21 protein-coding genes are annotated in these 24,765 nt (G+C 73.1%); 15 read left to right on the top strand and 6 right to left on the bottom strand.

Translation table 11 applies throughout. The features are described from left to right. Positions 1-95 precede the first annotated feature (95 nt). A complete protein-coding gene (locus ASD33_RS02750) occupies positions 96-962 on the bottom strand; it encodes an SDR family oxidoreductase (RefSeq protein ID WP_056552547.1) in 867 nt (288 codons plus the stop codon). Between the two features lie 125 nt (positions 963-1,087). Here ASD33_RS02750 and ASD33_RS02745 point away from each other — a divergent pair, with 125 nt between their 5' ends. The 4 genes from ASD33_RS02745 (at position 1,088) to ASD33_RS02730 (ending at position 7,163) form a co-directional block, all read left to right on the top strand. Then, positions 1,088-1,516 carry a helix-turn-helix domain-containing protein gene (locus ASD33_RS02745; protein ID WP_056552544.1) on the top strand — a complete coding sequence of 143 codons (429 nt, stop codon included), beginning with the start codon at positions 1,088-1,090 and terminating at the stop codon, positions 1,514-1,516. Between the two features lie 83 nt (positions 1,517-1,599). Further along, a complete protein-coding gene (locus ASD33_RS02740) occupies positions 1,600-2,436 on the top strand; it encodes a hypothetical protein (protein WP_056552541.1) in 837 nt (278 codons plus the stop codon). Positions 2,437-2,813: 377 nt separating this feature from the next. Continuing rightward, on the top strand, positions 2,814-4,955 hold the full coding sequence (locus ASD33_RS02735; RefSeq protein ID WP_056553783.1) for a bifunctional serine/threonine-protein kinase/ABC transporter substrate-binding protein: 2,142 nt from the start codon (positions 2,814-2,816) through the stop codon (positions 4,953-4,955). A 3-nt stretch (positions 4,956-4,958) separates the two neighbouring features. Then, a complete protein-coding gene (locus tag ASD33_RS02730) occupies positions 4,959-7,163 on the top strand; it encodes a bifunctional serine/threonine-protein kinase/ABC transporter substrate-binding protein (RefSeq protein WP_056552537.1) in 2,205 nt (734 codons plus the stop codon). A gap of 47 nt (positions 7,164-7,210) precedes the next feature. Here the strand turns inward: ASD33_RS02730 and ASD33_RS02725 are convergent, their stop codons facing one another. The 5 genes from ASD33_RS02725 to ASD33_RS02705 all read right to left on the bottom strand — a co-directional run bounded on the left by ASD33_RS02725 (position 7,211) and on the right by ASD33_RS02705 (position 14,104). Continuing rightward, a complete protein-coding gene (locus tag ASD33_RS02725; RefSeq protein ID WP_056552535.1) occupies positions 7,211-8,263 on the bottom strand; it encodes a 2-oxoacid:ferredoxin oxidoreductase subunit beta in 1,053 nt (350 codons plus the stop codon). Then, complete coding sequence (locus ASD33_RS02720) at positions 8,256-10,193, bottom strand: 2-oxoacid:acceptor oxidoreductase subunit alpha (protein WP_056552531.1); 1,938 nt, start codon at positions 10,191-10,193, stop codon at positions 8,256-8,258. The genes ASD33_RS02725 and ASD33_RS02720 overlap by 8 nt, the downstream gene beginning before the upstream one ends. 301 nt (positions 10,194-10,494) lie before the next feature. Next, positions 10,495-11,175 carry a response regulator transcription factor gene (locus ASD33_RS02715; protein ID WP_199863445.1) on the bottom strand — a complete coding sequence of 227 codons (681 nt, stop codon included), beginning with the start codon at positions 11,173-11,175 and terminating at the stop codon, positions 10,495-10,497. 154 nt (positions 11,176-11,329) lie between these two features. Next, positions 11,330-12,616: a sensor histidine kinase gene (locus ASD33_RS02710; RefSeq protein ID WP_056552526.1), complete on the bottom strand. Its 1,287-nt coding sequence runs from the start codon at positions 12,614-12,616 to the stop codon at positions 11,330-11,332. A 324-nt stretch (positions 12,617-12,940) separates the two neighbouring features. Further along, entirely contained in the window at positions 12,941-14,104 is a 1,164-nt protein-coding gene (locus ASD33_RS02705) for a sensor histidine kinase (RefSeq protein WP_056552523.1), read from the bottom strand. Between the two features lie 225 nt (positions 14,105-14,329). On the opposite strand from ASD33_RS02705, the gene ASD33_RS02700 reads away from it, so the two are divergent. From ASD33_RS02700 to mscL, 11 genes are read left to right on the top strand one after another with little or no spacing between them, the layout of a single operon-like run. Continuing rightward, positions 14,330-14,758: an NADH-quinone oxidoreductase subunit A gene (locus ASD33_RS02700; protein ID WP_079044502.1), complete on the top strand. Its 429-nt coding sequence runs from the start codon at positions 14,330-14,332 to the stop codon at positions 14,756-14,758. After that, positions 14,749-15,324 carry an NADH-quinone oxidoreductase subunit B gene (locus ASD33_RS02695; protein ID WP_056552514.1) on the top strand — a complete coding sequence of 192 codons (576 nt, stop codon included), beginning with the start codon at positions 14,749-14,751 and terminating at the stop codon, positions 15,322-15,324. The genes ASD33_RS02700 and ASD33_RS02695 overlap by 10 nt, the downstream gene beginning before the upstream one ends. Continuing rightward, a complete protein-coding gene (locus tag ASD33_RS02690; RefSeq protein WP_056552511.1) occupies positions 15,321-16,649 on the top strand; it encodes an NADH-quinone oxidoreductase subunit C in 1,329 nt (442 codons plus the stop codon). The genes ASD33_RS02695 and ASD33_RS02690 overlap by 4 nt, the downstream gene beginning before the upstream one ends. Continuing rightward, on the top strand, positions 16,646-17,614 hold the full coding sequence (locus ASD33_RS02685) for a complex I subunit 1 family protein (protein WP_056552503.1): 969 nt from the start codon (positions 16,646-16,648) through the stop codon (positions 17,612-17,614). The genes ASD33_RS02690 and ASD33_RS02685 overlap by 4 nt, the downstream gene beginning before the upstream one ends. After that, positions 17,614-18,168: an NADH-quinone oxidoreductase subunit I gene (locus ASD33_RS02680; RefSeq protein WP_056552500.1), complete on the top strand. Its 555-nt coding sequence runs from the start codon at positions 17,614-17,616 to the stop codon at positions 18,166-18,168. Before ASD33_RS02685 ends, ASD33_RS02680 begins: the two co-directional genes overlap by 1 nt. After that, on the top strand, positions 18,165-18,743 hold the full coding sequence (locus ASD33_RS02675) for an NADH-quinone oxidoreductase subunit J (RefSeq protein ID WP_242426809.1): 579 nt from the start codon (positions 18,165-18,167) through the stop codon (positions 18,741-18,743). Before ASD33_RS02680 ends, ASD33_RS02675 begins: the two co-directional genes overlap by 4 nt. Continuing rightward, positions 18,743-19,135, top strand: coding sequence for an NADH-quinone oxidoreductase subunit NuoK (gene nuoK / locus ASD33_RS02670; protein WP_056552497.1), 393 nt, complete (start codon positions 18,743-18,745; stop codon positions 19,133-19,135). Before ASD33_RS02675 ends, nuoK begins: the two co-directional genes overlap by 1 nt. After that, complete coding sequence (locus ASD33_RS02665) at positions 19,132-21,114, top strand: NADH-quinone oxidoreductase subunit L (RefSeq protein WP_056552495.1); 1,983 nt, start codon at positions 19,132-19,134, stop codon at positions 21,112-21,114. The genes nuoK and ASD33_RS02665 overlap by 4 nt, the downstream gene beginning before the upstream one ends. A 27-nt stretch (positions 21,115-21,141) precedes the next feature. Beyond that, positions 21,142-22,695: an NADH-quinone oxidoreductase subunit M gene (locus ASD33_RS02660; protein ID WP_056552493.1), complete on the top strand. Its 1,554-nt coding sequence runs from the start codon at positions 21,142-21,144 to the stop codon at positions 22,693-22,695. After that, complete coding sequence (locus ASD33_RS02655; protein WP_056552491.1) at positions 22,692-24,248, top strand: NADH-quinone oxidoreductase subunit N; 1,557 nt, start codon at positions 22,692-22,694, stop codon at positions 24,246-24,248. The genes ASD33_RS02660 and ASD33_RS02655 overlap by 4 nt, the downstream gene beginning before the upstream one ends. A gap of 51 nt (positions 24,249-24,299) precedes the next feature. After that, the gene (gene mscL, locus ASD33_RS02650) at positions 24,300-24,755 is read left to right on the top strand and encodes a large conductance mechanosensitive channel protein MscL (protein WP_056552490.1); all 456 of its coding nucleotides are present in this window, start codon (positions 24,300-24,302) and stop codon (positions 24,753-24,755) included. Positions 24,756-24,765 lie beyond the last annotated feature (10 nt).

Here is a 24,765-nt window from a genome sequence, read left to right as displayed (position 1 = left end):
CCGCACCGGGCGGGTTGTCATGCCCGTACCGCAATACGGTCATGACGGCGGGGAGGCGGTCCGGGGGCGGTCCCGGAGTCGCTTCGGGAGTCGCTTCAGGAGGCGGCGAGCGCTTCCTTGATCGTCTCGGCGATCGGGGTGGTCGGGCGGCCGATCAGCCGGGCCAGGTCGCCGGTCCGCCGGGCGAGCGCGCCGCGCTCGATGGCCCGGTCGACGTCGACGAGGATCGCGGCGAAGAAGGGCGGGACCCCGGCGTCGGTCAGGATCGCGAGGTGGGCCTCGGCGGGCACGTTGCTGTACGTGATCTCCCGGCCGGACCGGGAGCCGACCTCGGCGGCGTACTCGGCGAGCGACCAGGCGGTGTCGCCGCTCAGCTCGTACGCCTTGTTCAGGTGCTCCTCGGCCGGGCCCGTCAGGACGGCGGCCGCGGCGGCGGCGTAGTCGGCGCGGGTCGCGGAGGCGATCCGGCCCTCGCCGGCGTTGGAGACGACGGCGCCGTGGGCCAGGACGGGGGCGAGGTTGGCGGTGTAGTTCTCGGAGTACCAGCCGTTGCGGAGGAAGGTGTACGGCAGCCCGGAGGCGAGGATCAGCCGCTCGGTCTCCCGGTGCTCGGCGGCGAGGTCGAAGTCGGCCTCCGGGCCGCCGAGGACGCCGGTGTACGCGAGCTGGGCGACGCCCGCGGCCTTGGCCGCGGCGATCACGGCGGCGTGCTGGGGCACGCGCTGCCCGACCTCGCTGCCCGAGACCAGGAGCACCCGGTCGCCGGCCTCGAAGGCCTCCGCGAGGGTCTCCGGCCGGCTGTAGTCGGCGATCCGCAGCGTGACACCGCGCTCCGCGAGGCCGGCCGCCTTCTCCTTGTTCCGGACGACGGCGACGACGGACTCGGCGGGGACGGTCGCGAGGAGGCTCTCGACGACGAGGTGGCCGAGCTGGCCGGTGGCTCCGGTGACGACGATGCTCATGATGCGGCTTCCTTTTCCGGTGGGGCGGGGTGCGGTGGGCTCGGACGGGTGGGGCGCTCACCGGTACTCACCGTACGTCGGGCACTTTCCTTTCGTAAGTACCCACTTTGAAGTAAGGTACTGGTATGGGAGTAAGTGAGGAACCGAAGAGTCTGCTCGCCGGTGTCGACGGCGCCCAGTGCCCGGCCCGGCTCGTCCTCGAGCACGTCACCAGCCGCTGGGGCGTGCTGATCCTGATCTCGCTGCGGGAGCGCTCGTACCGCTTCAGCGAGCTGCGGCGGCACGTCGGCGGGGTCAGCGAGAAGATGCTCACCCAGACCCTCCAGACCCTGGAGCGCGACGGCTTCGTCCACCGCGACGCCAAGCCCGTCATCCCGCCCCGCGTCGACTACAGCCTCACCGCCCTCGGCGAGGAGGCCGCCCGCCAGGTCTGGGAGCTCGCCCGCTGGACCGACCTCCGGGTCCCGGAGGTCGAGGAGGCCCGCGCCCGCTACGACGAGGCCCGCCGCGAGGCCGCGGGGCATCGAGCGAATGCCACCGCTTCGTCCCAATGATGTGGTGGGCGGGGTGAGTTGGTCCTCTCCTGCGTACGATCTCCCTCGGTTCGGAGGTTCTGTGGACGTGGGGTGGGGGACGCGTGACGTACGGAAGATCCTTGCGCGCCTGTGGGGCCGTGCTGACGGCCGGGCTCGTGCTGGCGGGCTGCTCCGGCGGGGGAGGGGGCGACGGGAAGCCGGGCGGCGGGGGCGGCGGTACGGCGTCCCGGGCCCCGGCGTCCCCGGCCCCGGCGTCCGCGTCGGCCGCTGACCCGGCCGCCACGCCCGCGCCCACCGCCTACGCCTTCACGCCCGATCCCGCCCGGACGCCGAAGACCCGGGCCGAGGCCGAGCGCCTCGCCCGCGCCGTCGTCGCGGGGCCGGGCGCCTGGGGGCCCGACTACGTCGAGAGCGAGCCCTATCCGAGCGCCGGGGACTCCTGGCCGGTCCTCTCCCCGACCTGTGTCTGGGAGGCCGGTTCCCTGCCCGCCGACGTGCTCTCCAGCGTCACCGCCCACAGCGAGATACCGGCGGCGGGCGGCAGGGGACGCGTCCGGGTCACGGCGACCGTCACCGTCCACCGCACGGCGGACGACGCGGACTGGGAGATGTCCCAGAGCCTGGAGGAGGTGCTGCGCTGCCCCGAGCAGACGCTGCGGGCGGGCGAGCGGATCGTCCGGCTGATGTCCCTCGGGGACCCCGGGAGCGCCGGGGACATCGTCGCGGAGGACTCCATCAACGAGCGCGGCAGGTTCGTCGACGACGCGGTCGGGGGCGAGCACTACTACGGCTGGGCCCAGGGCCGCGTGGGCCAGGTGACGGTCGCGGCCTCCGTCAGGGGCGGACCGGGCCACACCGAAGCCGACCTGAGCACGGCCACGGCCAAGGCCTGGGTCACCATGCTCAACCGCGTCGAGTCCCAGCTGAAGGGCCGCTGATGAGCTCCGACATGCCCCCGGGGCCGACGCCGCCGCCCGGGTCCACGCCTTCCGGGTCCAGGCCTTCCGGGTCCAGGCCTTCCGAGCCCACGCAGCCCGGGTCCAGGCCGCTGCCTGAGCCGGCGTCTGCGCCGGGTGCGGGGCCGACCACGCCTTCCGGGCCGATCCCCTCCGGGTCTGCCCCTTCCGGGTCTGTCCCTTCCGGGTCTGTCCCTTCCAGGCCGATCCCCTCCGGGTCGCCCCCTACCGGCCCTACCCCTACCGCCCCGACCGCTCCCACCCCCGCCCCGCCTCCCCCGCTCCCCGCCCCTCCCGGCCCCTCCGTCCCTCCCCGCCCCGGCGACCTCCAGCCCCTCCTCCCCTCCGATCCCTCCGTCATCGCCTCCTACCGGCTTCTCGGGCGGCTCGGTGCCGGTGGCATGGGGGTCGTCTATCTGGGCCGCACCGCCGACGGCGAGCTCGCCGCCGTCAAGGTCACTCATGCGGACCGGGCCGACCAGCCCGACTTCCGGGACCGGTTCCGCCGTGAGGTCGAGGCCGCCCGCCGGGTCTCCAGCCCCTGGGCGGTCCCCGTCACCGGCGCCGACCCCGACGCCCCCGAGCCCTGGATGGCCACCGCCTTCGTCGCCGGGCCCTCCCTCCACGAGGCCGTCACCGCGCACGGTCCGCTGCCCGAGCGGAGCGTCCGCCTCCTCGGCTGGTCCGTCGCCCGCGCCCTCGCCGCCGTGCACACGGCCGGGATCGTCCACCGGGACGTCAAACCGGGCAACGTCCTCCTCGCCGTCGACGGCCCGCGCCTCATCGACTTCGGCATCGCCCGCGCCACCGGGGAGACCGCCCTCACCGCCACCGGCATGGTCGTCGGCACCCCCGGCTTCCTCGCCCCCGAGCAGGCCGAGGCCCGGGCCGACGCCATCGGCCCGCCCGCCGACGTCTTCGCGCTCGGCTGCCTCCTCGCGTACGCGGCCACCGGCCGCGCGCCCTTCGGCACCGGCGCCGTGGACGCCCTGATGTACCGGACCGTCCACGACGAACCGGACCTCACCGGCGTGCCCGAGGGGCTGCTCGACCTCGTCCGGGCCTGCCTCGCCAAGGACCCGGCCGCCCGGCCGACGGCCGCCGGGGCCGGCGTACGGCTCGTCGAGGACACCCCCGGCGACGGCGCGGGCTGGCTGCCCGCCCCCGTCGTCCGGACCATCGCCGAACGCTCCGCCCGGATGCTCGCCCTGCCCGCGATCGACGCCACCGAGGCGCCCGGGGAGCCCGCCGCGCCACCGGCGAGGAGCCGCCGCGGCTTCCTGCTCCTCGCCGGCGGCGGCGTGCTCGCCACGGGCGGCGGCGTGACCGCCTGGGCCGCTTTCGGCGGAGGCGACGACGGGCCGGAGAAGCCCGCGCCGCCGAGGGCCCGGCGGTGGACCATCGGCGTCCAGGCCGACCTGACGGGACCCGGCAAGGGCGTCGGCCGGGCCCAGGAGCGGGGCGTCCGGCTCGCCGTCGAACGGTTCAACTCCCGTGAGGACAAGCCGTTCATGCTCGACGTGAAGGTCTCCGACGACGGCGGCGACCGGCGCCGCGCGCTCGCCGCCGCCCGCGCCCTGACCCGCGACCCCGACGTCCTCGGCATCATCGGCCCCACCTCCGACTACGCGGGATACGTCTCGCTGCCCGCCTACGACGAGGCCCGGCTGCCGGTCATCACCGTCTCCGCCGGTCTGAACCTGCTGATCAGGCCCACGATGTCGCAGGGCACGAGCCTGCTGCGGGCCTGCAACACCCACTCCTACGCCAGCATGTTCCTCACCTACTACGTCGAGGCCAGGGCCCGTACCGTCCGGCCCGGCCTCCTCCAGGAACGCACCGACGACCCCTACGCCTGGCAGTGCGCCGTCTCCGCGAAGTTCGCCTTCGAGCAGGCTGGGATCACCCCCCTGCCCCGGGTGATCCCGGCCGGGGCCAAGCGGCTGGAGCAGGTCCTCGGCGAGATGGTCGAGGCGGGCATCGACGCGTACGTCCACGCCGGTCTCGCCCCGAGCGCGGTCCGGGCGGCGAAGGAGCTCGACGCCCTCGGCTTCACCGGCACGCGCGCCGCGGGCCAGCATGTCTTCGGGCCCGAGTTCATCGAGGGCGCGGGGAGGGCGGCCGAGGGCTGGATCGTCGGCGCACCGGTCGTCGACCCCACCACCCGGAAGGAGGCGGCGGGGCTGGTGGCCGCCCACCGGAAGGCGTACGGCAGGGTCCCGGACTTCTACACGGGTGAGGCGTACGACGTCACCAGCCTCCTCGCCGAGCAGGTCGAGAAGGCGGCCAGGGGCGGGAAGCGCCCCGACCGCACCACCCTCACGCCCCTGCTGCGGGCGGCCGAGTACCAGGGGGTCATGGGCGGTTACGCCTTCGGCGAGGACGGCAACCTGGCCGGAATCAGCACCTTCGTGTACGTCGTCGAGAACGGCCGCTACAAGCCGCTGGAGTTCGCGCCCGCCGGGCCGCCGAAGAAGCCGAAGAAGGCCGGGAGGGCCTGACCCGTGAAACCGCTGGGCAAGGGCGACCCTTCGGCCGTCGCCGGGTACCGCCTCCTCGGCCGGCTCGGCGCGGGCGGCATGGGCGTGGTCTACCTCGCCCGCTCCGCAGGCGGGGCGCTCGCCGCGCTCAAGCTGATCCGCGCCGAGCACGCCACCGACCCTGGGTTCCGGGAGCGCTTCCGCCGCGAGGCCCGCGCCGCCGAGCGCGTCACCGGACGCTGGGTCGTGCGCGTCCTGGACGCGGCCCCGGAGGCCCGGGAACCGTGGCTGGCGACCGAGTACGTGCCGGGGCCCTCGCTCGCCGAGGCGGTGGGCCTGCACGGCGCCCTGCCCGAGGCGACCGTCTGCGCCCTGGGCGCCCGGCTCGCCTCCGCGCTCGCCGGGATGCACGCGGCCGGGCTGGTCCACCGGGACGTCAAGCCGGGGAACGTCCTGCTCGCCCTCGACGGGCCCCGGCTCATCGACTTCGGCATCGCCCGTACCGCCGGGGCGACCGCCCTGACGGCCACCGACGCGATGATCGGCACCCCCGGCTTCCTCGCCCCCGAACAGGCCGGGGTCGCCGGTTCCGGCGATGTCGGGCCGGCCGCCGACGTGTTCTCGCTCGGCTGCGTCCTCGCGTACGCGCTCACCGGCGAACGCCCCTTCGGCACCGGCGGGGTCGCGGCCGTCGTCTACCGGGCCGTCCACGAGGAACCCGACCTCGCCGAAGTGCCGGACACGATCCGGCCGCTGGTCGAGGCCTGCCTGGCGAAGGACCCGGCGGACCGGCCCACGGCGGCGGAGGTACGGGACGAACTCGGGGACGCCGAGGGGCCCGCGGGCGACTGGCTGCCGGACGGCCTGCCCACCCTGATCGCCCACCGCTCCTCACGGGTCCTCGACCTGCCGGTCGCCGAACCGACCGTGCTCGTGCCCGAGGAACCGCCCCAAGGCCCCTCGCGGCGGCGGATGTTGACCCTCGGGTCGGCGGCGGCCGTCGCTGGTACGGGCGGCCTCGCCGCCTGGCTGATGACCCGCTCCCCGGGCACGGCCACCGGTACGGGCGGTCCGCCCCGGCCGCTCACCACGTACACGATCGGCGTCCAGACCGATCTGAGCGGCGCCCGGAAGGACGCGGGACGGGGCCAGGAGCGGGGTGTTCGCCTCGCCGTGGAGGCCTTCAACGCCCGCGCCGGGCGGCCGTTCGACCTCGCGGTGAAGGTCCGTGACGACGCCGGCGACCCGCGCCGGGCCGCCGCCGCGGCCGAGGCCTTCGGCAGGGACCGCTCGGTCCTCGCCGTCCTCGGGCCGACCACCCCCGAGGTCGCCCTCACCGCTGCCGAGACCTACCAGCGCCACGCCCTCGTGTACGCGTGCGTGGCCACCGGCATCGAGTTCGAGCGGATCCCGCAGGTCGCGCACGCACCCTCCTACTTCGAGATGCGTCCGCCGCGCGACATGCTCCAGCTGGGCTTCTCGACGCTCGCCGTCGTCCGCGGGCAACGCAGGGTCGCGGTCGTCGAGGACCGGGCGGCGGGCACCTACGCCTGGTACTCCGCCGTGTCCGCCCAGGAGACCTTCGACGGCGCACGGGTCACCGTCACCCGCCTCCGGACGGCCGCCGGCACCGAGGACTTCGGCCCCGTCGTCCGCGCCGCACTGGCGGCGGACGCGGAGGGCCTCTTCTACGCGGGCCTCTCGCCGCGCCGGGCCGGACTCTGCGCCAGGGAACTCGCGGCCCAGGGCTTCAAGGGCCTCCGCGGCGCCGTCGAGTACGCCCTCGAACCGGAGTTCCTGGAGGTCGCGGGCCCCGCCGCCGAGGGGTGGGTCTTCGGCACCAGCTACGTCGACCCGGCCCTGACGCCCACCGCGAAGGACTTCACCGCCGCGTACCGGAAGCGGTGGGGGCTGTCCGGCGCGGCACCGGTCGACCGGTACGCGGCCGAGGCGTACGACGTGGTGCTCGCCGTCGCCGAGGCGATGGCGCGGCTGGTGCGGGACGGGCTCGCCGTGGAGCGGGGCGCGCTGACCCGGCGGCTGCGGGAACTCACGTACCGGGGGGTGGCCAAGACGTACGGCTTCGACCGGGCGAACGTCTACCGGTTCACCGATCAGGTCTACGTCCACCGGATCGAGCGGGGCGCGCCCCGCTTCCTCGGCGGCTACCTCAAGGCGACCAGGGACGACACCGCCGCCAGGAAGGCGCGGGAGGCGGCGGGCACATGAGAGGGCCCGGTCCGCGGTGCGGACCGGGCCCCCTCGGTGGCGCGGTGTCAGCCGACCACGGTCCAGGTGTCGTTGCCCGCGAGGAGCCGGCTCAGATCGCCCTTGCCCTGCTGCTCCACGGCCGTCTCCAGCTGATCCGCCATCAGCGTGTCGTAGACCGGCCGGTCCACCGACCTGAAGACCCCGATGGGTGTCTGGTGGAGGGTGTCGGGGTCGGCGAGGCGGGAGAGGGCGAAGGCGGTGGTGGGGGAGGCGCCGTGGGCGTCGTGGACGAGGATCCGGGACTCGTTCTCCGGGGTGACCGTGACGACCTGGAGGTCGCCGGTGGCCTGGTCGCGGACGACGCCCTTCTCGTTCTCGGCGCCGAAGCGGATCGGCTGCCCGTGTTCGAGGCGGATGACGGCTTCCCTGGCCTGGTCCTTGTCCTTCAGGACCTCGAAGGCGCCGTCGTTGAAGATGTTGCAGTTCTGGTAGATCTCCACGAGCGCCGTGCCGTTGTGCTGGGCGGCCTGCCGCAGCACCTCGGTGAGGTGCTTGCGGTCGGAGTCGACCGTACGGGCCACGAAGGAGGCCTCCGCGCCGAGCGCCAGCGACACCGGGTTGAAGGGCGCGTCCAGGGAGCCCATCGGGGTCGACTTGGTGATCTTGCCGACCTCGGAGGTGGGGCTGTACTGGCCCTTGGTGAGCCCGTAGATCCGGTTGTTGAAGAGCAGGATCTTCAGGTTCACGTTGCGGCGGAGGGCGTGGATGAGGTGGTTGCCGCCGATGGAGAGCGCGTCGCCGTCGCCGGTCACCACCCACACCGACAGGTCGCGGCGCGAGGTGGCGAGACCGGTCGCGATGGCCGGGGCGCGGCCGTGGATCGAGTGCATCCCGTAGGTGTTCATGTAGTACGGGAAGCGGGAGGAGCAGCCGATGCCGGAGACGAAGACGATGTTCTCCTTCGCCAGGCCCAGTTCGGGCATGAAGCCCTGGACGGCGGCGAGGACGGCGTAGTCACCGCAGCCCGGGCACCAGCGGACCTCCTGGTCGGACTTGAAGTCCTTCATGGTCTGCTGCGCCTCGGCCCTGGGCACCAGGTTGAGGAGGGGCTCAGGCATCGATGGCCTCCTTGAGAGCGGCGGCGAGCTGCTCGGCCTTGAACGGCATCCCGTTGACCTGGGTGTGGCTGCGGGCGTCGACGAGGTACTTCGCCCGGACGAGGGTGGCGAGCTGGCCGAGGTTCATCTCGGGGACGACGACCTTCTCGTACCGCTCCAGGACCTCCCCGAGGTTCTTCGGGAAGGGGTTGAGGTGGCGCAGGTGGGCCTGGGCGATGGGGTGGCCCGCGACCCTGAGGCGGCGGACGGCCGCCGTGATGGGCCCGTAGGTGGAACCCCAGCCGAGGACCAGGGTGGCCGCGCCGTCCGGGTCGTCGACCTCGATGTCGGGGACGTCGATCCCGTCGATCTTGGCCTGCCGGGTGCGGACCATGAACTCGTGGTTCGCGGGGTCGTACGAGATGTTGCCGGTGCCGTCCTGCTTCTCGATGCCGCCGATGCGGTGTTCGAGACCGGGGGTGCCGGGCACCGCCCAGGGGCGGGCCAGGGTCTCCGGGTCGCGCTTGTACGGCCAGAAGACCTCGGTGCCGTCGTCGAGCGTGTGGTTCGGCCCGGTGGCGAACCGCGTCCGCAGGTCGGGCAGTTCGTCGACGTCCGGGATCCGCCAGGGCTCGGAGCCGTTGGCGAGGTAGCCGTCGGAGAGCAGGAAGACCGGTGTGCGGTACGTGAGCGCGATCCGGGCGGCCTCGATCGCCGCGTCGAAGCAGTCGGCGGGCGTCCTCGGGGCGACGACCGGCACCGGCGCCTCGCCGTTGCGGCCGTACATGGCCTGGAGGAGGTCGGCCTGCTCGGTCTTGGTCGGCAGGCCCGTGGACGGGCCGCCGCGCTGGATGTCGACGATCAGCAGCGGCAGCTCCAGGGAGACCGCGAGGCCGATGGTCTCCGACTTGAGCGCCACACCGGGGCCGGAGGTCGTCGTCACGGCCAGCGAACCGCCGAAGGCCGCGCCGAGCGCGGCGCCGATGCCGGCGATCTCGTCCTCGGCCTGGAAGGTGCGCACGCCGAAGTTCTTGTGCCGGGACAGCTCGTGGAGGATGTCCGAGGCCGGGGTGATGGGGTACGAGCCCAGGTAGAGCGGCAGGTCGGCCTGACGGGAGGCGGCGACCAGGCCGTACGACAGGGCCAGGTTCCCCGAGATGTTCCGGTAGGTGCCGGTGGGGAAGGCACGGGTCGCCGGGGCGATCTCGTACGAGACGGCGAAGTCCTCGGTGGTCTCGCCGAAGTTCCAGCCGGCCCGGAAGGCGACGATGTTCGCCTCCGCGATGGCGGGCTTCTTGGCGAACTTCTGCCGCAGGAACGTCTCGGTGCCCTCGGTCGGCCGGTGGTACATCCAGGACAGCAGCCCGAGCGCGAACATGTTCTTGGAGCGCTCGGCCTCCTTCCGGGAGAGGCCGAAGTCCTTGAGGGCCTCGACGGTCAGCGTGGTGAGCGGCACCGGGTGGACCCGGTAGCCGTCCAGCGAACCGTCTTCGAGGGGCGAGGTCGCGTATCCGACCTTCGCCATGGCGCGCTTGGCGAACTCGTCGGTGTTGACGATGATCTCGCCACCGCGCGGCACGTCCCCGATGTTCGCCCTGAGGGCGGCGGGGTTCATCGCGACCAGCACGTTCGGGGCGTCGCCCGGCGTCAGGATGTCGTGGTCGGCGAAGTGCAGCTGGAAGGACGAGACGCCCGGCAGGGTTCCGGCGGGTGCCCGGATCTCGGCCGGGAAGTTCGGCAGCGTGGAGAGGTCGTTCCCGAAGGACGCCGTCTCCGAGGTGAACCGGTCACCCGTGAGCTGCATGCCGTCGCCGGAGTCACCCGCGAAGCGGATGATCACCCGGTCGAGCCGGCGCACTTCCTTCTCGGTGCCGTGGTGCGGCTTCGCCGGGGCGCTGCGCTGCTCCCCGAGCAGGGCCTCACCGGCCTCGCTACTGACCTGGCTGGTCACTGAACTGGACCTCCCTCGCGGCAAGGGGACTCTCCGCCGGAGGCGGGAGAAGGCTCGGGATGCGGTCGGCCGATCACCGTCCGTCCCGAGGCCCACCCTACGACGGTAAGGAGGGCCCTCCCGGGACTTCTCACATCGTGGACCTCTTTTTGAGACGCCCTCTTGCCCTGAATCGTCACGTTCTGTCGCCACCCGGAGTGTTCCGGAAAGTCGGATTCCGCCTCATCCTTTGGATCTAGGACCCTCGGACGCGGCCGGTCGGCCCTCCGTTCTCCGTGTGATCTGATAGAGTGTCAGATCGTCAGGATTTCAGATACGTCAACACCGCCAGTACCCGGCGGTGATCGCCGTCACTCGGCGAGAGGCCCAGCTTCAGGAAGATGTTGCTGATGTGCTTCTCCACCGCGCCGTCGCTCACGACCAGCGCTTTCGCGATGGCCGAGTTCGTCCGGCCCTCCGCCATCAGACCCAGGACCTCCCGCTCGCGCGGGGTCAGGTTCGCCAGCACGTCCTGCTGACGGCTCCGGCCCAGCAGCTGCTGCACCACCTCGGGGTCCAGCGCCGTACCGCCCCCGGCGACCCGCACGACCGCGTCCACGAACTCACGGACCTCCGCGACCCGGTCCTTCAGCAGATAGCCCACACCCCGGCTGGAACCGGCCAGGAGTTCGGTGGCGTACTGCTCCTCCACGTACTGCGACAGCACCAGCACCCCCAGTCCCGGATGCTCCTTGCGCAGCCGCACCGCCGCCCGGACCCCCTCGTCGGTGTGCGTCGGCGGCATCCGCACGTCCGCCACCACCACGTCCGGCAGCGCGCCCTCGGACGCGAGCCCGGCGACGGTCTCGACGAGCGCCTCACCGTCCCCCACACCGGCCACGACCTCGTGCCCCAGATCGGTCAGGAGCCTGGTCAGCCCCTCCCGCAACAGCACCGAATCCTCGGCGATGACCACCCGAACCCGACTCGCCACGTCTTGCACACCCACGCCGTACTGCCTCCATTGCCCCGTTGTCCGACTCTCGCTGCGACCGGGCCAGCATCGCAGGGTCGGGGGCCTTACGGGGCTGTGGGCGGGAAGGAACGGAGACCGCCCCGGGGCACGAGGCCCCGGGTGGTCGGTCCGTCGCAGGCGGTCACGCCCGCCAGGGCAGTTCGACCGTCACCGTCGTCGGACCGCCCGCCGGCGAGTCCACCGCCAGGACCCCGTCCACCGCGCCGATCCGGTCCGACAGCCGCTCCAGGCTCCGCCCGGCGGCCACCTCCGCGCCGCCCACGCCGTCGTCCCGCACCTGGAGCATCAGCCGGTCCCCGGTGCGCCACACGTCCACCCAGGCCCGCCGCGCCCGCGCGTGCGCCGTGACGTTCCGGAGCAGCTCCGACACCGCGAAGTACGCGATCCCCTCGATCGCGGGCACCGGCCGGGCCGGCAGGTCCACGTCCACCGACACTGGCACCGCGCACCGCGAGGCCACCGCCGACAGCGCCGCGTCGAGCCCCCGGTCGGTGAGGACCGCCGGGTGGATGCCCCGGGCGAGGTCCCGCAGCTCCTGGAGCGCGAGCTTCACCTCGCCGTGCGCCTCGTCGACCAGCACCGCCGCCGCCTGCGGGTCCTCCGCGAGCTTCTCCTTCGCGAGCCCCAGATCCATGGCGAGCGCCGCGAGCCGGGCCTGCGCGCCGTCGTGCAGATCGCGCTCGATGCGCCGCAGGTCGGCCGCGGCGGTGTCGACGACCACGCCCCGGTCCGACTCCAGCTCCGTCACGCGGGAGGCGAGGCGGGACGGGCCGAGCAGCCCGGAGACGAGCAGCCGGTCGACGGCGACGAAACCGCGCAGCAGCCACGGGCCGGCCATCACGAACAGCAGGCCGACGAGGCTGGTGACGGCGATCTCGAAGGGGGAGTCCAGGTAGAAGTCGTGGGAGCCGTCGCCGTACAGCTGGAGGCCGTCCTGCCCCGCGTACATCGGGAAGACCCACTGCCACAGCGGGTACGTGAAGAGGCTCCAGCCCCAGGAGAAGAACGCCACGGTCACCGAGAACGAGAACACCGCCCACGGCATGTGCAGCACCGCGTACAGCAGGTGCCGCCAGGACGCCCCGCTCTTCAGCATCGCGCCCATCCAGGAGAACGCCCCGCCCGTCCGGCCCCGCACCGGCTCCGGCGCCCGCACGTCGAGATCGAGCAGCCCGCGCGCCCTGGCCCGCTCCACCGCGCCGAAGCCCCGGCACATCGCGAGCGCCCCGGCCAGGATCGGGATCCCGAGGAAGGTGATCAGCAGCCCGGCGCCGGCCGACACGAACGCGATGGAGAGCGCGAACCAGCAGACGCTGAGCGGCAGCCCGATCAGCACGTGGAGGAGGGCACGCCAGGTGCGGGCCTCGAACGGCGCGCGGATCGCGGCGGGGAGTCGGTGGGAGGCCATCGCGGGGTCCTTCTCTGCTCGGGGAGGGGCGGGCTGGGGAGGGGCGGGCTTACGTGTTCCAGGGTTCCGTCCCGGGCCCCGCCGGACCATGAGGCGGGTGGGCGTCTACGGGCGGGGGTTTTCCCTACCTGGGGGGCGGGGGAGGGGCGGGGTACGGGTGCTAGGGCCACTACGGGTGCGCAGGGCCCTTACGGGTTCTCGGGCCCCTACGGGTGCGCCGACCCCTTACGGGTGCTCGGACCCCTACCGGGTTCGCAGGCCCCTTACGGGCTCGCAGGACCCCTACAGGCCCCGAGACCCCCACAAGCCCACGCGCACAAGGCCTCACGCGGCCGGCCGCGAGCGCCACGGCAGTTCCGCCGTGACCGTCGTCGGGCCGCCCGCCGGCGAGTCCACGACCAGCAGGCCGTCCACCGCGCCGAGCCGCTCCGCGAGCCCCGCGAGCCCCGTGCCGCCGTCGAAGCTCGCCCCGCCCGTCCCGTCGTCGTGGACCCGGAGCATCAGCCGCTCACCGGTCCGCCACACCTCCACCGACGCCGTCCGGGCACGCGCGTGCTTGGAGACGTTCTGGAGCAGCTCCGACACCGTGAAGTACGCGATGCCCTCGATCGCCTCCGCCGGACGTTCCGCCAGGTCGACGGTCACCTTCACCGGCACCGTGCAGCGCGCCGAGACCGAGGAGAGCGCGGCGCTCAGCCCCCGGTCGGTGAGGACCGCCGGGTGGATGCCCCGGGCGAGGTCCCGCAGCTCCTGGAGCGCGAGCTTCACCTCGCCGTGGGCCTCGTCGACCATCGCCGCCGCCCCCTCCGGGTCGTCGAGGAGCTTCTCCTTCGCCAGCCCGAGCCCCATCGCGAGGGCGACGAGCCGGGCCTGCGCGCCGTCGTGCAGATCGCGCTCGATGCGCCGCAGGTCGGCCGCGGCGGTGTCGACGACCACGCCCCGGTCCGACTCCAGCTCGGCGATCCGCCGCTCCAGCTCGTCGGAGGGCGAGAGGAGCCCCCGGACCATCCCCCGGTCGGCGTTGGCCAGGCCCCGGGACAGGAAGGGGAGCACGGGCCAGAGGACGAGGAGCGAGACCAGGCCCACCGTGAACGTCAGGATGCCCCAGGGCAGCCGGATCAGCCCGTACAGCTGGGTCCGCCAGGCCACCGGGTCCTTCAGCGAGCCCCACAGCCAGCCGAAGAAACCGCGGTGCCGCGGCAGCGGGGACGGCTCGGCGACCTTCACCCCGAGCAGCCCGCGCGCCCGGGCGCGCTCCGAACGGCCGATGAGCCGCGCGCCGCCGAGCCCGAGCGCGAGCAGCGGAAGCCCGATCACGGTGACCGAGAGACCGACGCCGAGGAGCACGCTCACGACCGCGTAGACGAAACCGGCCAGCGTCGTGAAGAGGTTGGAGAGCAGGAAGGCGATCTCCTTCCAGGTCTCCTTCCCGTAGGCGGTGCGCTTGCGGGGAGGCGAGGCGGCGGCGGCGCCGTGATCAGCGGTCATGGTCCCCAGACTGCCGGTCGGGCGGTGCGCGACGCCATGGGGGAGGTCGGTGAGCGTGAGGGGGGATATCCCCACCCGGACCCTGACGGGGTGGTACGGGCACACCGGGTGCCGCCGTAGGGGAGGCGCGCGGGAGCCCGTACGGGACCCGGTGCGGGAGCGCGTACGCGACTGCTTACGGTCCCTTTAGCAGGGCCTAGACTCGCGACCGTACAGAAGTGACTCATGAGACACCGAGACCGAGGGGCGGACGTGCGGGAACCGACCGTTGTCGCGGCCGACGCGGCGGACTACTTCCAGACGTATTCCGTCGTCGGACTGCTCGCCGTCGTCGGCGTGCTCTTCGTCGCCGTGGCGTTCGGCGCGGGCCGGCTGCTCCGGCCCGTCGTGCCGACGCCCGAGAAACTCCTGACGTACGAGTGCGGCGTCGACCCCGTGGGGGAGGGCTGGGCCCACACCCAGGTCCGCTACTACGTGTACGCCTTCCTCTACGTCGTCTTCGCCGTCGACTCGATCTTCCTCTTCCCCTGGGCGACGGTCTTCGCCGCGCCCGGCTTCGGCGCCGCGACCCTGGTCGAGATGTTCGTCTTCCTCGGCTTCCTGGCCGTGGGGCTGCTCTACGCGTACAAGAAGGGCGTCCTGGCATGGACGTAACACCCCTGCCCACACCCCTGCCGGCCCCGAAGCTGGGGACGCTCGCGCGCCTCGCCCCCGAGCCGATGAAGGTGGTCCTGAACTGGGGCCGCCGCTACAGCCTGTGGGTCTTCAACTTCGGGCTCGCCTGCTGCGCGATCGAGTTCATCGCCGCGTCGATGGCCCGGCACGACTTCATCCGGCTCGGCGTGATCCCCTTCGCGCCCGGCCCGCGCCAGGCCGACCTGATGATCGTCTCGGGCACGGTGACGGACAAGATGGCACCGGCCGTGAAGCGGCTCTACGAGCAGATGCCGGAGCCGAAGTACGTCATCTCCTTCGGCGCCTGCTCCAACTGCGGCGGGCCCTACTGGGACTCGTACTCGGTCACCAAGGGCGTCGACCAGATCATCCCGGTCGACGTGTACGTACCGGGCTGCCCGCCCCGCCCCGAAGCGCTGCTCCAGGGCATCCTCAAGCTCCAGGAGAAGATCGCGCGGGAGAGCCTGGCGGAGCGGTACGCGACCGCCGCGTCGGTCTCCCAGCTGACGAGCCCCCTGGTCCCGCCGCCGGGAGGCAACCGGTGAACGGGTACGACTCCCTCCCGGACGCCGTCACGGAGATCTTCGGCGAGGAGGCGACGGCGGAGCGGGCGTACGACCTGCTGACGGTCGACGTCCCGCCGGCCTCCTGGATCACGGCGCTCACGACCGCCCGCGACGAGCTGGGCTGCACGTACTTCGACTGGCTGAGCGCGGTGGACGAGCCGGGCACGGGCTTCCGGGTCTGCGCGCACGTCGTGTCCCTGTCCGGGGGCCGCCCGCGCCGCCTCCTGCTGCGCACGACCGTCCCGCACGAGGCGCCGGTGCTGCCCACCGCGATCGAGGTGTACGCGGGGGCGGGCTGGCACGAGCGCGAGACCCACGAGATGTTCGGCGTGGCCTTCGAGGGCCACCCGCACCTGGTGCCGCTGCTTCTCCCCGAGAACTTCGAGGGCCACCCGCTGCGCAAGGACTTCGTCCTCGCGGCCCGGGTCGCGAAGGCGTGGCCGGGTGCGAAGGAACCGGGCGAGTCCCACGACGGCGGCGGCCCGAAGCGCCGCCAGATGCTCCCGCCGGGCGTCCCGGACCCCAACGAGTGGGGCCCCCTGAAGGGCCAGCTCCCCCCGGCCCCGACCCGCCCGGCCCGAGCGACGGCGGGCGACCGCCCGGCGCGCCGCACCCGCTCGGTGACGGAAGGCTCGACGAGCCAGCCGGAGCCGACGGTCCCGGACACCCCGACGGCGGCGGCGCGCCCGCCGCGCCGCTCCCGCTCGGTGACGGAGGGCTCGGCGAGCCAGACGGAGCCGAAGGGCACGGAGGAACCGACCGGCCCGGACACCCCGACGGCCGCGGCGCGCCCGCCGCGCCGCTCCCGCTCGGCGGCGGACGGCTCGGCGAGCCAGGCGACCCCCGCATCGGACACGACGGTTCCGGCGGCGGACACTCCGACTCCGGAGCCGGGAAGCACACCCCCGGCGACGGACACCACGACTCCCGAGCGGACCGCTCCGGCTGCCGAACCGACCGCTCCGGCTCCGACCGCTCCGGCTGCCGAGCCGACCGCTGACGCCCCGCCCGCCGCGCCCGCGCGCCCGCCGCGCCGTTCCCGGTCGGCGGCCGACGGCTCCGCGAGCCAGGCGGCGGGCCCGGGCGGCCCCGCGCCCGCCGGCCCGGCGACTCCGCGTACCCGCAGCTCGGACGCCCCGTGGCACCACGCCACCCCGGCCTTCGACGAGGAGCCCCCCGCCCCGCCGAAGCCGGACACCCCGGCCGAACCGGCCACGGAGTCCGCCCCCGCCGTCACCGAGGGCGCCCCCGCCCCCCAACGCGACACCGACCCCACCACCCCCGCCGGAGGCGATCCCGCGTGAACGACGTACTCGACGTCGCCCTCCGGCTGCTCGTCGTCTTCGCCGTGTTCCTCGTGCTGCCGCTCGTCGTCGGGCAGACCGAGCACAAGGTCATGGCCCACATGCAGGGCCGCCTCGGTCCCATGTACGCCGGCGGTTTCCACGGCTGGGCCCAGCTCGTCGCCGACGGCGTGAAGTTCGCGCAGAAGGAGGACGTCGTCCCGAAGGACGCGGACCGGCGGATCTTCCAGCTCGCGCCGGCCGTCGCCCTCCTCCCGTACCTCCTCGTGCTCGTCGCGATCCCGATCGGCCCCAGCGAGGGCGCCGTCGGCCAGGTCGTCGACGCCGGCATCTTCTTCGCGCTCGCGGTGATGGGCGTCGGCGTGCTCGGCAGCCTGATGGCCGGCTGGGCGTCCGCGAACAAGTTCTCGCTGCTCGGCGGCCTCCGTACCGCCGCCCAGCTCCTCGCGTACGAGTTGCCGATGCTCCTCGCCGCCGCCTCCGTCGCGATGGCCGCGGGCACCGTCTCCCTCCCCGGCATCCTGAACGCCTTCGAGTGGTGGTGGGTGCCCTGGCAGATCACCGGCGCGCTCGTCTTCTTCGTGGCCGGCCTCGCGGAGCTCCAGCGGCCCCCGTTCGACATGCCCGTCGCCGACTCGGAGATCATCTTCGGCGCGTACACCGAGTACACCGGCCTCCGCTTCGCGCTGTTCCTGCTCGCCGAGTACGCCGGCATCGTCGTCCTCTGCGGTCTCACCACCGTCCTCTTCCTCGGCGGCTGGCACGGCCCCTTCGGGGCGGACGGTCTCGGCTGGGTCTGGACCCTCCTCAAGACCGCCGTCCTCGCGTTCGTCGTGATCTGGCTGCGGGTCAGCTACCCGCGCCTGCGCGAGGACCAGCTCCAGAAGCTCGCCTGGACGACCCTCGTCCCGCTCGCGCTCGCGCAGATCGCGCTCACCGGCATCGTGAAGGTGGCGATCCAGTAATGCCCATCCCCGGCTCCGGCCTCGCCAAGGGCCTCGCCGTCACCCTCCGCACGATGACGAGGAAGACCGTCACCGCGCAGTACCCGGACGTGCAGCCCGAGCTGCCGCCCCGCACCCGCGGGGTCATCGGCCTGTTCGAGGAGAACTGCACGGTCTGCATGCTCTGCGCCCGCGAGTGTCCCGACTGGTGCATCTACATCGACTCCCACAAGGAGACGGTGCCGGCGGCGGCCCCCGGCGGCCGCGAGCGCAGCCGGAACGTCCTCGACCGCTTCGCCATCGACTTCTCGCTCTGCATGTACTGCGGCATCTGCATCGAGGTCTGCCCCTTCGACGCGCTGTTCTGGTCGCCCGAGTTCGAGTACGCGGAGACCGACATCCACGAGCTGACCCACGAGCGCGACAAGCTCCGCGAGTGGATGTGGACGGTCCCGGAACCGCCCGCGCTCGACCCGCGCGCGGAGGAACCGAAGGAGATCGCGGCGGCCCGCAAGGCGGCGGAGAAGGCCGCGGCAGCGGCGGCAGCGGCCGCCGCCGAGGGGGAGCAGCAGTGATCCTGGCAGCACACACGACCCAAGCGGCGCAGCTAGCACAGCAGGCCCACGGCTTCCTCTCCCCGACCGGCGTCGAGATCGCCTTCCTCCTCGTCGGTCTCGTCACCCTCGGCGCCGCCGTCGTCACCGTCACCACCCGTCAGCTCGTCCACGCAGCGCTCTGGCTGGTCGTGGCTCTCGGCGGACTCGCGGTCGAGTACCTGCTCCTGACGGCCGAGTTCATCGCCTGGGTCCAGGTCCTGATCTACGTCGGCTCCGTCGTCGTCCTCCTCCTCTTCGGCCTCATGCTCACCAAGGCCCCCATCGGCCGCTCCCCGGACGCCGACTCCGGCAACAGGCCGGTCGCGCTCGCGGTCGCCCTGGCCGCCGGGGCCGCGCTCGTCTGGGTCGTCGTCGACGCCTTCCGTACGACGTGGATCGACCTGGACGGAGCCGTACAGGGCTCGACGAAGACCTCGGGCGAGACCCTCTTCCGGCACTGGGTGCTGCCCTTCGAGGCGCTCTCCGTCCTCCTGCTCGCCGCCCTGGTCGGCGCCATCGTGCTCTCCCGCAAGAAGAAGGAAGGGGAGCGCTGATGCATCTCGCCTACCCGGCCGTCCTCGCCGCCCTCCTCTTCGCCATCGGCGTGTACGGCGTCCTCGCGCGCCGCAACGCGATCCTGGTCCTGATGTCCGTCGAGCTGATGCTCAACGCCGTCAACCTCAACCTGGTCGCCTTCGACGTCTGGCTCCGCGACACCCTGCACGCCGGCCAGGCCCTCACCCTCTTCACGATCGCCGTCGCCGCCGCGGAGATCGGCATCGGCCTCGCGATCGTCCTGATGGTGCACCGCAACAAGGGCACCGCCGACATCGACCGCCTCCGCGACACGGCGGAGCACCCCTCGTCCCCGGACGACGCACCCGCGGCGGCGACCCCCGCGGACGACGACGCGCCCACCGGCGAGAAGGCCGAGGCCACCGCGTGACCACCACGACCCTCGCCGTCCTCGTCCCCCTCCTGCCCTTCCTCGGCTCCGTCGCCGGACTCCTGCTCGGCCGCACCGCGCCCGGCTTCGTCCGCCCGCTCGCCGTGCTGCCGACGCTCGCTGCCGCCGTCCTGGCCGCCGTGGTCGCCGCCCGCCAGGGCGGCGGGAAGGCGATCGACGCCGCCACCCAGCTCACCCCCACCGGCTCGGTCCCCATCGACCTGGCCCTGCACATCGACGGCTTCGCCGCCCTCGTCGCCGTCCTGGTCGGCCTCGTCGCCACCTGTGTGCAGATCTACTCGACCGGCTACCTCCGCGAGGACCCCCGCTACCCCTCGTACGCCGCGCTCGTCTCCCTCTTCACCTCCGCGATGCTGCTCGTCGTCTACTCCGGCGACCTGATGGTGCTGCTGGTCGGCTGGGAGATCATGGGCATCTGCTCGTACTTCCTCGTCGGCCACTACTGGGAGACCCCCGAGGCGCGGGCCGCCTCCCTGAAGGCCTTCCTCGTCACCAAGCTCGGTGACGTCCCCTTCCTCATCGGTCTCTTCGCGCTCGCCGCCGACGCGGGCACCTTCCGCATCACGGGCGTCCTCGGCGCCGTCGCGAGCGGCGGCCTCGACCACCCCACCCTGATCGCCCTGCTGCTGCTCGCCGGCGTGGCGGGCAAGTCGGCGCAGTTCCCGCTGCACACCTGGCTCCCGGACGCCATGGCCGGCCCCACCCCCGTCTCCGCGCTCATCCACGCGGCGACGATGGTCGCCGCCGGCATCTACTTCACGGCCCGGCTGCTGCCCGTCTTCGCCGCCTCCGCCGCCGCGCTGACGGTGCTCGCCGTGATGGCCGCGATCACCATGGTCGGCTCGGCGCTCGCCGCGCTCGCCCAGGACGACATCAAGCGGGTCCTCGCGTACTCGACGATCGGCCAGCTCGGCTACATGGCCGGTGCGCTCGCCGTCGGCGACCGGGGCGCCGCCGTCTTCCACCTCCTCTCGCACGCCGCCTTCAAGGCGCTGCTGTTCCTCGCCGCCGGCACGGTCATCCACGCCGCCGGTACGAACTCGCTGACCGCCATGTCCCGCATGAGCGGCCTCGCGAAGCGCGTCCCGGACGCGTACTGGACGATGACCGTCGCCCTCCTCGCGCTCGCCGCGATCCCGCCCTTCGCCGGCTTCTTCTCCAAGGAAGCCGTCCTCGTCGCCGCCGAGCACACCGCGCTCGGGGAGCGGACCGTGGCCCCCGCCGGGGCCGGCTGGACCGTCCTCGTCGCGGGCCTGCTCACCGCCCTGCTGACCGCCGCGTACGCGCTCCGCCTCTGGCTGCGGACCTTCCGCGGCCGCGGCGCCGAAGCCCCCGATCACGGCCGCCAGCCGATCGCGATGACGACCGTCCTCTGGGTGCTCGCCGTCCCCTCCCTGGGCTTCGGGCTGACCGTCACCTACCTGGACGACTGGTTCGACGGCAACGACCTCACCCCGACCCTCACCACCGCCGTCCTCGGCACCGGCCTCGCCGCCGCCGGGGCCGTGATCACGTACGCGGCCTGGCGCACCCTCGCCGCCCGCACCGCCGCCGTCCCGGCTCCGGCCCCGCACGTCGCCCACCCCGACGCCGACGCGGGACTCGTCGAGGCCGAGGCGCTGCACCTGCCGCACCCGGCGGAGGACCCGGCCGACCCCGGCCGCGCCCTCCTCGGCCCGCTGCACGGTCCCGCCGCCGACGGCTTCCACCTGGACGCCGTCTACCGGGCCGCGTTCGTCCGGCCCGTCCTCGCCGCCGCCTCCCTGGTCCGCTTCCTGGACCGCGAGGTCGTCGACACCTACGTACGTGCCGCGGGCAACTCCGCCAAGGGGCTCGGCCGGCTCGTCCGCCGCGCCCAGACCGGCAACGTGCAGACCTATCTGAGCGCCCTGCTCGCCGGCTCCGTCGTCCTGGTGATCGCCGCAGTCGCCCTCGCCAACGCCGTCGCCGGAGCGTGAGACGTGATCGATATCAGCGAATCCGTGATGCAGTTCCTTCTGGCGTCGATCGTCGCCGTCCCGCTCCTCGGCGCCGCCGCCGCTCTGCTCCCCGCCCCGCCCGGACTGAAGGGGAAGTCACCCGACCAGGCCGTTCTGCGCCACGGCGTCACCGTCACCGGTGTCGTCCTGCTGGCCGCGATCGTCCTCGTCCTCGGCTTCGACCACGACCAGCCGTCGAGGATGCAGGCCACGACCGACATCAGCTGGATCAGGGCACTGGACGTGCGGATCCACCTCGGTGTCGACGGCATTTCCCTCCCCCTCCTGGTCCTGACCGCGCTCCTGAGCTTCCTCTGCGCGCTGTACAGCTACTTCAAGATGCCGAGCGGCCCGTCCCCGAAGGCCTTCGTCGCCCTGCTGCTCGTCCTGGAGTCCGGCACCCTCGCCACCTTCGCCGTCCTCGACCTCGTCCTGTTCTTCCTGGCCTTCGAGATGGTCCTCATCCCGATGTACTTCCTCATCGCCCGCTGGGGCGGCGAGGGCAGGCAGGCCGCCGCCTGGAAGTTCATCCTCTACACGCTGCTCGGTTCGGTCGTCATGCTGCTCGGCCTGCTCCTCATCGGCGTGAAGGCGGGCACGTTCGACATGGTGGCACTCGCCACTGACAACGGCCGTGGACTGACCACATCGGTGCAGGTCATCGCCGTTCTCGCGATCGGTCTCGGGCTCGCCGTGAAGACCCCGATGTGGCCGCTCCACAGCTGGCTCCCGGACGCCCACACCGCCGCCCCCACGGTCGGCTCGGTCCTCCTCGCCGGCGTCCTGCTCAAGATGGGCACCTACGGGTTCGTCCGGATCGTCCTGCCGATCGCCCCCGACGGCATGGCGACCTTCGCCCCGTACCTCGCCGCCTTCGCCGTCGCCGGGATCATCTACGGATCGCTCGCCTGCCTCGCCCTCGCCCGGTCCGGCAACAAGGGCGACCTCAAGCGCCTCATCGCGTACTCCTCCGTCGGCCACATGGGCTTCGTCCTCCTCGGCATCGCCACCATGACCCCCACCGGCGTCAACGGCGCGCTCTTCGCCAACGTCGCCCACGGCCTCGTCACCGGCCTGCTGTTCTTCCTGGTCGGCGCCGTCAAGGACCGCTACGGCACCGCCGACCTCGACACCCTCGCCGGGGCCACCGGCGCCGCCCTCTACGGCCGCGCCCCCCGCCTCGGCGCCCTCCTCGCCTTCGCCGCCGTCGCCTCCCTCGGCCTGCCCGGCCTGGCCGGCTTCTGGGGCGAGATGCTGGCCCTGTTCGGCGCCTTCGAACCGGCCGCGGGCCTCAGCCGCCCCGCCTTCCTCACCTTCATGGCGATCGGCGCCTTCGGCACCCTGCTCACCGCCGCGTACCTCCTCCTCGTCGTCCGCCGGGTCTGCATGGGCGGCCCCCGGCCCGCCGGGGAGACCCCGATCGCCGACGTCCAGGGGTACGAGTTCGCCGCCTGGACCCCCCTCGTCGTCCTCACCGTCCTCGCCGGACTCTGGCCCGCGGTCCTCCTCGGCCTCACCGACCCGGCCGTCCAGCAGCTCCTCGCCGGAGGCACCCGATGACCGCAGTGACGACGCTCGCCGGCGAGTCGCTCGTCCAGTCCGTCGACTGGCTCACGATCGCGCCCCCGACCCTGACGGCCGTGGCCGCCCTCGTGGTCCTCGTCGCCGACCTCTTCGTCCCCGAGGAACGCAAGCGGGTCCTCGGCTGGACCGCGATCGGCGGCCTCGTCGCCGCCCTCGCCCTCCTCGTCCCGCTGCGGGCCGGCGACCGCTCGACGTTCTGCCTCACGGCCGACACCCAGGTCAGCGCGTGCAGCTACACCGCCGACCACTTCACCCTCGTCATCCAGCTGCTCGTGCTCGGCGGCGCGCTCCTCACGGCGCTGCTCTCGCTCACGGAGACCGCGGAGAAGCTCCCGGCGGGCGAGTTCTGGTTCCTGCTGCTGTCCTCCGCCGCCGGAGCGGCGCTGCTGCCCGCCTCCCGCGACCTGGCGACCCTGGTCATCGCCCTCGAAGTGGCCTCGCTGCCCGCGTTCGCGCTCGTCGGCCTCAAGCGCGGCGACCGCAGGTCCGGGGAGGCGGCGCTCAAGTTCTTCCTGTCGTCCGTGACCGCGACCGCCGTCACGCTGCTCGGCGTCAGCTTCGTCTACGCGGCCACCGGCACCCTCCACCTCACGGAGCTGGCCCAGCGCCTCGACGACGTGCCCGGCCAGCTCCAGACGCTCGCCGAGGCGGGCGTCGCCCTCACCCTCGTCGGCTTCGCCTTCAAGACGGCCGCCGTCCCCTTCCACTTCTGGGTCCCCGACACCTATGTGGGCGCCCCGCTGCCGGTGGCCGCCTACCTCTCGGTGGTCGGCAAGGCCGTCGGCTTCACCGGCCTCATCCTGGTGACGGTCGTCGCCTTCCCCTCGTACGCGGACGTGTGGGGCCCGGCGCTCGCGGCCCTGGCCGCGCTGACCATGACCGCGGGCAACGTCGCCGCCCTGCGGCAGGTCTCCACGCGCGCGTGGAGCGCGGTACGGCTGCTCGCCTGGTCGTCGGTCGCCCAGGCCGGCTACCTCCTGGTGCCGATCGCGGCCGCCGCGTACTCCAGCGACGACCAGGTCGGCGCCACCGTCGCGTACGCCCTGATGTACGCCGTGGTGAACCTCGGCGCCTTCGCGGTGGTCGCGCTCGTCGCCCGCAGACACCCCCTGAACCGCCTCGCGGACTACCGGGGCCTGTACGCGACGAGCCCCGCCGCCGCCCTCGCGCTCGGCTTCTTCCTGCTGAATCTGGCCGGTCTGCCCCCGGGTATCATCGGCCTCTTCGCCAAGGTGACCGTCTTCTCGGCGGCCGTCGACGCGGGCCTCGGCTGGCTGGCCGTGATCATGGCGGTGAACGTCGTGATCGCGCTGTACTACTACCTCCGCTGGACGGCAATGCTGTTCCGTACGCCGGAGACCGTGCCCGGAACCGCGTCGGAAGCCGCGCCGGGGAAGGGCGCGGAGAAGGCCCCCCACCGGGCCCCCGTGCCGATCACCCTGGCGATCGCGCTGACCGCCGTCGCCGGAGCCGTCCTGTCGGGCTACCCGCAGTTCGCCCTCCGCTTCGCCGCGAACAGCCTCTTCTGACCCCCGGAAGAGCCCGTCCCCCCACAGAAAAAGAACGAGGAGCAAGACCCCGTGCTGAACGGATTCAAGGACTTCATACTTCGCGGGAACGTCATCTCGATGGCCATCGGTCTGGCCGTCGGTTCCGCGTTCACGGCCGTCGTCACGGGTTTCAGCAAGGCGTTCATCACCCCGCTCATCGGTCTCGCCACCGGCTCCGTCGGCGACTTCAGCGAGGCCAGCTTCAAGGTCCAGGGCACGGTCTTCCCGTACGGCCTGGCCATAGCGGCGATCATCGCCTTCGTCATCACGGCCGCCGTCCTCTACTTCCTGATCGTCGTCCCGATGACCAAGATCCAGGACAGGTTCGCCAAGGCCGAGGCCGCCGACCCCAAGGCCGAGAAGCGCGACTGCCCCCGCTGCTTCACCGAGATCCCGGCCATCGCCACCCGCTGCGCCCACTGCACCAGCGAGATCGAGCCCGCCGCCACCAGCCTGGAGAAGCTCGCGGTCCCCGCCGCCCGCTGATCACCCGAAC

The sequence above is a fragment of the Streptomyces sp. Root1304 genome, from assembly GCF_001426405.1.
Lineage (GTDB): Bacteria > Actinomycetota > Actinomycetes > Streptomycetales > Streptomycetaceae > Streptomyces.
The sequence above is the reverse complement of the archived record's forward strand: the minus strand, read 5'-3'. Positions and strand labels throughout refer to the sequence as shown.

Excerpts from the sequence above, each read along its gene's own strand:
- ASD33_RS02750 (WP_056552547.1), bottom strand. The coding sequence starts at position 962 with ATGAGCATCGTCGTCACCGGAGCCACCGGCCAGCTCGGCCACCTCGTC.
- ASD33_RS02710 (WP_056552526.1), bottom strand. The coding sequence starts at position 12,616 with ATGGCCTCCCACCGACTCCCCGCCGCGATCCGCGCGCCGTTCGAGGCC.
- ASD33_RS02705 (WP_056552523.1), bottom strand. The coding sequence starts at position 14,104 with ATGACCGCTGATCACGGCGCCGCCGCCGCCTCGCCTCCCCGCAAGCGC.
- ASD33_RS02655 (WP_056552491.1), top strand. The coding sequence starts at position 22,692 with ATGACCGCAGTGACGACGCTCGCCGGCGAGTCGCTCGTCCAGTCCGTC.
- nuoK (WP_056552497.1), top strand. The coding sequence starts at position 18,743 with ATGCATCTCGCCTACCCGGCCGTCCTCGCCGCCCTCCTCTTCGCCATC.
- ASD33_RS02680 (WP_056552500.1), top strand. The coding sequence starts at position 17,614 with ATGCCCATCCCCGGCTCCGGCCTCGCCAAGGGCCTCGCCGTCACCCTC.
- ASD33_RS02745 (WP_056552544.1), top strand. The coding sequence starts at position 1,088 with ATGGGAGTAAGTGAGGAACCGAAGAGTCTGCTCGCCGGTGTCGACGGC.
- ASD33_RS02700 (WP_079044502.1), top strand. The coding sequence starts at position 14,330 with ATGAGACACCGAGACCGAGGGGCGGACGTGCGGGAACCGACCGTTGTC.
- ASD33_RS02725 (WP_056552535.1), bottom strand. The coding sequence starts at position 8,263 with ATGCCTGAGCCCCTCCTCAACCTGGTGCCCAGGGCCGAGGCGCAGCAG.
- ASD33_RS02695 (WP_056552514.1), top strand. The coding sequence starts at position 14,749 with ATGGACGTAACACCCCTGCCCACACCCCTGCCGGCCCCGAAGCTGGGG.
- ASD33_RS02660 (WP_056552493.1), top strand. The coding sequence starts at position 21,142 with ATGCAGTTCCTTCTGGCGTCGATCGTCGCCGTCCCGCTCCTCGGCGCC.